The sequence below is a fragment of the Streptomyces sp. NPDC020379 genome (assembly GCF_044387105.1).
Taxonomy (GTDB): Bacteria; Actinomycetota; Actinomycetes; order Streptomycetales; family Streptomycetaceae; genus Streptomyces.
Genome location: NZ_JBIRVR010000048.1, coordinates 1 through 7,081, shown reverse-complemented (window position 1 = coordinate 7,081; position 7,081 = coordinate 1). Strand labels below are relative to the sequence as shown.

6 protein-coding genes and 3 pseudogenes are annotated in these 7,081 nt (G+C 69.8%); 3 read left to right on the top strand and 6 right to left on the bottom strand.

What is annotated here, in order from left to right:
- Positions 1-284: 284 nt before the first annotated feature.
- The 3 genes and pseudogenes from ACH427_RS32170 to ACH427_RS32160 form a co-directional block, all read left to right on the top strand.
- Positions 285-1,238: pseudogene (locus ACH427_RS32170) on the top strand (FAD-dependent monooxygenase); the annotation flags it as partial.
- Between the two features lie 124 nt (positions 1,239-1,362).
- Complete coding sequence (locus ACH427_RS32165; protein WP_398875337.1) at positions 1,363-2,208, top strand: AraC family transcriptional regulator; 846 nt, start codon at positions 1,363-1,365, stop codon at positions 2,206-2,208.
- Positions 2,209-2,402: 194 nt separating this feature from the next.
- Entirely contained in the window at positions 2,403-3,401 is a 999-nt protein-coding gene (locus tag ACH427_RS32160) for a phosphatidylserine/phosphatidylglycerophosphate/cardiolipin synthase family protein (protein WP_398875336.1), read from the top strand.
- A 179-nt stretch (positions 3,402-3,580) separates the two neighbouring features.
- On the opposite strand, the pseudogene ACH427_RS32155 reads toward ACH427_RS32160, so the two are convergent.
- From ACH427_RS32155 to ACH427_RS32130, 6 genes and pseudogenes are all read right to left on the bottom strand, one after another.
- Positions 3,581-3,898 (bottom strand): annotated as a pseudogene (locus tag ACH427_RS32155) (SAM-dependent methyltransferase); the annotation flags it as partial.
- A gap of 180 nt (positions 3,899-4,078) precedes the next feature.
- Positions 4,079-4,441 carry a hypothetical protein gene (locus tag ACH427_RS32150; protein ID WP_398875334.1) on the bottom strand — a complete coding sequence of 121 codons (363 nt, stop codon included), beginning with the start codon at positions 4,439-4,441 and terminating at the stop codon, positions 4,079-4,081.
- Positions 4,442-4,486: 45 nt separating this feature from the next.
- A complete protein-coding gene (locus ACH427_RS32145; protein WP_398875332.1) occupies positions 4,487-4,798 on the bottom strand; it encodes a hypothetical protein in 312 nt (103 codons plus the stop codon).
- 262 nt (positions 4,799-5,060) lie between these two features.
- Positions 5,061-5,243, bottom strand: a pseudogene (locus tag ACH427_RS32140) (transposase); the annotation flags it as partial.
- Between the two features lie 137 nt (positions 5,244-5,380).
- Complete coding sequence (locus tag ACH427_RS32135; RefSeq protein ID WP_398875330.1) at positions 5,381-5,689, bottom strand: hypothetical protein; 309 nt, start codon at positions 5,687-5,689, stop codon at positions 5,381-5,383.
- Positions 5,690-5,983: 294 nt separating this feature from the next.
- A complete protein-coding gene (locus ACH427_RS32130) occupies positions 5,984-6,940 on the bottom strand; it encodes a zinc-binding dehydrogenase (RefSeq protein ID WP_398875328.1) in 957 nt (318 codons plus the stop codon).
- Positions 6,941-7,081: the final 141 nt, after the last annotated feature.

Sequence of the window (7,081 nt, the reverse complement as noted above, 5' to 3'; positions counted from 1 at the left end):
CACCCACCCCATACGACAACGTCGGCCTCCAAGACCACAACCAGGTCTTGGAGGCCGACGTCACGCACACGGCCCGTAATTCGCCAACAGCGTCCGGTGCCCGGAGCGGGCCGGGACGGCGGGGGCTTCCTGGCCTCCTGGCTTCCTGGCAGTGCCCCGGATGCGACGGCTGATCGCTGGCATCGGATGGTTGCCGCCCGATACGGATAAGGCGGAGAGCCGACGGGTCCTACGGTTCCGGAGCAAACAGTGCTCTGGAGGCATACAGGGACAGCTGTCGCGGTGTGCGGACGGCCCTGATCGTCGGCGCGGGTGTCGCCGGTCTGACGGCGGCCACGGCCCTCGTACGCACGGGATGGCGGGTGGAGATCGTCGAGGTCAGCCCGCCGAGAGCGACCACTGGCTGGGGGTTGTGCCTGACCGGGCCTTCGCTGCGCGCGCTGGACGAGCTGGGTCTCGCGGAAGCGTGTCTGGCCGAGGGGTACGGCATGGGCACGATCACGTACGTGGACGTGGCCGGCGAGCCCGCGGGCGAGGTCCACCTGTCGCGCCTGATCGGAGGACGGCGACCGGCGATGGTCGGCATCGCACGTCCCGTGCCGCACCGCGTCCTGCGCACGGAAGCCGAGCGGTGCGGCCTGGTGGTGCGCCATGGGCTGACCGTCGAGGCGGTGGACCAAGAGGCGGAGCCGGTCCGCGTGCGGCTGTCGGACGGGACCGAGCGGCAGGTCGCGCTCGTCGTCGGCGCGCACGGCGTCCGTTCCTCGGCACGGGGACTGCTGGGCCTTCGGACTTCGCTCGGCTATCACGGGCAGATGGTGTGGCGGGCACTGGCGCGGCGCCCGTCGTGGGGCACCGGGATCCATCAGTTCGCCGGTAAGGTCAACACGGCGGGGCTCGTCCCCCTCTCGGAGAGTCAGGCATACGTCTTCCTGACGGAGAACGGGGTGGAGCAGAGCATCCTCCCGGACACCGAGCTCGCCCCGCGCCTTGGGCAGTTGCTGGAGCCTTTCCCCGGCCCGGTGGCGGAGCTCGTTCCGCTGGTGCCCGCGTCCGATTCGGTGGTACGCCGCCCGGTGCGGACCCATTTCCTCCAGGGCGCCTGGAACCACGGCAACGGCGTGGTCATCGGCGACGCCGCCCACGCACCCGCACCGCAGATGGCCAGCGGCGCGGCACTGGCCATCGAGGACGGCGCGGTGCTGGCCGAGGAGCCGGGACGGCACGAGGCAGTCGACACGGGGCTCAAGGCGTTCGTGAACCGACGCGCACAGCGGTGCCGGACACTCGTGGAGACCTCGGTGGCGATCGCCGGTCTGGAGCGGGCCCAGCGCCACAGCAAGCGTATCCGCTGGCCGACGCCTGTCACCGCCTCATGGCCGAGCCCGCGTAGCCGACGGGCTGTTCGTACGACGGACGAGGGGACGCTCATGTCTGCGGCGACCTTCCGCCCCCTGCCCGAGGCGCAGCAGGGGCGGCGTCCACACGGGACCCGCTGCCCGCCGTACTCGAAACGCCACCCTCGACACCGCCACGGCCGGGGTGGTCAACCCCGGAGACACCCAGGAACCGCGCCCCGTGCGCCCAACCCCCACACGTTTTCTGGCACTTCGGATCGACGCGGCCTTGGTCGGCCAGGAATACGCGGCACTGACAGGAAGACCGCCGGAGTCCACCGTCCGCTTCGACTTCGCCCTGGACCTCGCCAAGCCCAAGGGCCGGGCCGTATGGCTCCTTGTCCGCTCCCTCCTGGAGCAACTGGATTCGGGAGATCCCCTGTTCCAACGCGCCGAACTCCAGCGCGGCCACGTTCGCCGCATCGTCACCGCACTGCTCCTGGCCCAGCCGCACTCGCACACCGACGAGCTGCGGGACGGTCCTCGACCGGGCCACCCGCGTCCCTTGCGCGCGGCTCTCGCGTTCATCGAGGCCAACCTCGCCGGGCGCATCACCCTCGGCGACATCGCCGAGGCGGCCGGCTGCGCCCCGCGGACCATCAGTTCCGCATTACGCGACCGGCTCGGCCTGTCGCCCATGGCCTACGTACGCAACCTGCGCCTGGACCGGATCCGTCAGGACATCCTCGCCACCACCGACAACGTCGGCACCGTCGCCTATCGGTGGGGCGTCTCCCACCTGGGTCGCTTCGCCGACGACTACCGCGGCCGTTTCAACGAGCTGCCCTCCGGCACCGCGGCCCGGCGGTAGCACCGCCTGCAACGGGGAGTCCACCGCGTCACCTGGGAGTTGAGAAACCCCAGAGCCAATGATTGTCGTGTCAATGCCAAAAGTTAACCTCCGGCATCTACTCGCGTAAACCCAGCCGGTCGCATCATGGGTCCTGCGCGCCCCCGGGCGCCCCGCAAGCCCCCCACCGCCCACGCACACGACCGGAGTCCGGCATGTCCTTACCCCGAGCTGCCCGTCAGGCCGCCCTCTCGGCAGGCGCCCTGCTGCTGTCCTCGATATCCGTCCTGGCGGCCCCCGGCGCCGCCGAGGCCGCACCCGCCGCCTACTCCCTGCTGGTCTTCCCCGACCAAGGGCGCACCGCCGTCTACGACTTCATCGGATCGGCCACGAAGTCGGTGGACCTGACGATGTACGAGCTGCGCGACACCAAGGTCGTCGACACACTGGTGAGCCGCGAGAAGGCCGGTGTGAAGGTCCGTGTCATCCTCGACGCCACGCGCACCGCGGTCAACGGCGCGGCCTATCGCGCCCTCAAGTCCGCCGGTGTGGGCGTGGTCTACTCCTCCTCCGACTACGTCTTCACCCACCAGAAGACCATCACCGTGGACGGCGCCAAGTCGCTGATCCTGACGGGAAACCTTGACTCGACGTACTACGCGACCAGTCGCGACTACGGCGTCTTCGACACCGACGCGGCCGACGTCGCCGCCATAGAGAAGGTCTTCGCCGCGGACTACGCGAAGACCGCGGTCACTCCCGCCGATGGCGACGACCTGGTCTGGTCCCCCACCGACTCGGAGGAGCACCTGCTGGCACTGATCAACGGTGCCCAGCACTCCCTGGACCTGGAACAGCTCGAATTCGGCGACAACACCCTCGTGGACGCGGTGGTCGCGGCGGAGGAGCGCGGCGTACAGGTCCGGCTGGTCGGCATGAACCCCGACCGCTACGGCAGCTACTTCGACCAGGTTAAGGAGGCCGGCGGCAAGGTCGTCACCTTCTCCTCGACCGAGGGTCTCTACATCCACGCCAAGGCGATCGTCTCCGACTACGGCACCCCGACGGCCAAGGTCTTCGCGGGATCGGAGAACTTCACCGACAACTCGCTCAACAACAACCGTGAGCTCGGCCTGATCATCAACAGCCCCGACGTGCTCAACGGCATCGAGTCGACGTTCAAGACGGACTTCGCGGCGGGGACGCCGTACTGAGGCGACTCCCCACACCCAAGTGGGAGATCGGCCGATGGCCCCGTGGCCGCCGTTCACCCGGAGCGGGCCCTCCTGGGCCACGGTGGCCACGGGCGTTCCGTCGCGGGTGAGGACCCAGGGACTGCATCACCTCGCCGAACGTCCCGGTCAGCCGCTGCCCAAGCTGCGGCCGATCGGCCTCACGCCGGCTTGCGCCATACGGAAATGTGCTGCACGGAGTCCTGGGTGAACGGCGTCCCGCCCCAGTCCGCCATACGCCGTTCCAGCTCGAGCCCTGCGATCCGTGCCATCAGGTCGAGTTCCGCCGGCCAGGCGTACCGGTGCCGGGAGGCGGCGCGGCGGTAGTGGCCGTCGTCGCCGTCGCGGGTGAAGTGGTGCGAGACGAGCATCTGTCCGACCAGGTCGAAGGTGTCGAAGCCGAGATGCCGCTCGGAGACATCGAAGGGCACGGCGACCTGTCCGGGCGGCAGGAACCGCAGCGGCGGCACGCCCAGCTGCTACTCGGTCGGGCGCGAAGGGGCGATGTCGACGCGTTTTCCGTCCACCGGGTCCGATTACGGTCACTCGGCCGGGAGCGCGCGTTCGTCCGGGGAATCCCACCCCGGTCCGCGGAAGGGTCTCGGGTTCCGTGCGGGCCGACGGTGGGCGTCGGAGGCGAGGCCGGGCCGGCCGTTGGATCAGCGGTGGCGCGCTTCGGCCGCTGCCTTGAGGTCGGCGAGCCAGGCGTCGAGACCTGGGGCGAGGTAGGTCAGGGAGGCCGCCGGGTCGGCCTCGATCTGCTTGCCGGTCCAGCTCTCCTCGGTGCGGACGAGGACGCCGCCCTTGACCTTGATGAAGTTCCAGACGTGGATGCCCTGGTCGATGCGCAGTCCGTCGCCGACAGCGGGCCCGCTCCAGCGGACGCACCGGTTGTGCTGGATCTGCTGGACGGAGGAGGTGATGACGAGGGTGGTGGCGGGAGTCGTCGGCGTGGCAGGCGCCGGGATGGTCCACCGGAGCTGTGAACCCTTCCGCAGCGGTCCTGGGTCCAGCCGTTTCATGGAGGTGACGGATGCCTGCCAGGAGGGCCAGCCTTCGACGTCGGTCTACAGCTTCCCGATGGTGCTCAGCGGCGCCTTGACGAAGGCTTCGGTCCGGTGGTGGAGCTTGGCCGTGGGGTCGATGCCTTTGCCCTGACAAGTCACCGCACTGGCAGGCGTGGTGTGACCGGAAGTCCGGTCCCGGCTGACGGTGACGGCATGGGCCGGCGCGGCGGTGATGCCGAGGAGCCCGGCGGCGGTCAGTGCGAGCGCGAACAGGCGGCGCGCGACTTGGTCCGGCGCCGGGAAGGCCGTGAGTTCAGCGAGACGGACGTGCGGGTGTCGGTCATGACTCTCCTCCTCCTTCGGCCACCACACGGCGTTGTCGGTTATCTCTTCGATGAGAAGCTATAACGCCCCTGTGAGCTGTCCGACGTCATCCGGGAAGGGGCCCGCAGCGACCCGCAGCGGTACTTCCTCAGCTACGGCACGCCCGTCCCCGGCTGTCACGCGCCCGACGACATCACCGCGATCTCGTCCGGCAACGAAGACGGTGAGGATGCCGCGGTCGCCGACGTGCCAGCGGCCATCTCAATCAGGTCCGTGACCACACGGCGGAGCTGGGTGGCGGTGATCTCGGCCGGTGCTCGGCCAGCGGCGTCAGGTCCACCGGCGACGTCACCGGACCGTCCGCGCAGAGCAAAGCGTCCACGAGCTCGAACAATCCGCCCCCGCGCACGGCCGGACGGCCGAATAAGTCCTCCCGGAGGCGCGACGCTCGCGCGAACGCTTCCCCGGGACCGGCATCAGGCAGCAGACGCACTTCACGGCCTTCGTCCCGATCGGTGCACCCTGGGTCGGAGCACTTGATCAGACGAAGGCCGCCTCAGCGTCCGGCGAACACCCAGGCGAGTCACCCGGTTCGACGCATCGTTCAACGATGCAGGCTGACGAGCGAGTTCAGGGGCCGTGCAGCTCGGTCTCCCATGCCTCAAAAGGCGGATCGGCCTCAAAACCTGGATCACAGTAAGCGCGGATCCACTGAGCTGCCCGGTACTGGGCGTCCCCCTCGTTCATCACCTTGCCGTCTTCGTCAACTTGGAGAACGTTGGTGAAGACGGCGAAGACCATCTCCAGCGCAGAGCCGGACCCCATGAGGCTGGGCCTGTAGTCGATGTCGTCAAGGATGTCCAGGTCGACTGTGCCGTTGGCCAGGTAGAAGGCGAAGAATCGGATGGCCGCACGCACGTCGATGGGTAGATGTTCCATGGACGAATTCTGCGCGACGGTCAGGCACGGACCGAACCGGCATCTGAGGGGAAACAACCCTCAGGATGCGCACCTTCGCTCGGCCACACACAACTCAGCGTCATCGGATGACGCGGCCTCTCAACTCCGCCAACGTGGGCGACGTCGGCTTCGGCACCGCCGTCACGCGGACCGGGACGCTCCCCCACGCCCCGGCGGCGTGAGGGCCCGATGACCTTCGCCGTGCCGCTGGAACAGACAGTGACGGCCGCCGAGCGCCAGGCGGGACTCGACGCCTCCTGATCCGTCCCGCGCCTACGGCACGAGCACGATCCGGCCGAAGGTCTCGCCGGAGGCCATCAACTGGTGGGCCCGTACCGCCTCGTCCAGCGGCAGGACCGCGTGCACCACCGGGTCCAGCGGGGTCGCGCCCGCGAACTGCCGGGCGCTTACGGCGCGTTGGGACGCCGCTGGGACCGTGTCGGCGCTGAACGTGGCGAACGACAGTGACTTGCGGAAGGCCGTCGTCAGGTGGGTGGCGAGGTCCGCCGGTGGTGGGCCGGCGATCATGCCGACGGTGACCAGGCGGCCGTTGGGGTTGAGCCTGTCCAGGAAGCGGGGCAGGTCCGGGCCGGCTACGACATCGATGACGACGTCGTAGCCCTCGGGAGCGTCGTCGGTGGTGGCGCCGGTGCGGTCGAGTACGTGGGTCGCGCCCAGCTCGCGCAGGCGGTCACCGCGCTCCGCCGACGACGTCGTGACGGCCACCGCGCTCGCCCCGCCGCGCGCCGCGAGCTGCACCGTGGGAATGCCGAGGCTGCCCGCCGCGCCGCGCACCAGGACGGACTCGCCGGGCGCGAAGCGGGCGTGACGCAGGGCGAAGTGGGCGACCACGCCGGAGGTGCCCAGCGTCACCGCGTGCGCGGCGGACAGGGTGTCGGGGAGGGGGAGGACCGCGTCGGCGTCGGCGACGGCCAGCTCGACGTAGCCACCGCCCGTCCCGGTGACCGCCCAGACCCGTCGGCCCACCCACGAGGCGTCCACACCGGCGCCGACCGCGGTGACGGTGCCCGCGACCTCGCTGCCGGGGACGTGCCCCGTCCGGAACCCGTACCCGGCCAGGGCGCCGCTGCGGATCAGCGCGTCGACGCCGCCCACGCCGATCGCCTCCGTGGTGATCAGGACCTGGCCGGCGGCGGGAGACGGGGCCGGCAGGTCGACGACAGCGAGCCCCTCCGGGCTCCCGAATTTCTGGATGGCTATGGCTTTCACGGTGACTCCAAGGGACGGGAGAAGGCGGGAAGGAAACGGGTTCGGACGTTACTGACTTTGTTGGCGTGTTGTCGCGGCTGACATGTGTTGCCTGCCGCTGTACGTCAAGGGCCATGAGGTATCCGCAAGGGGGTGGCCTGA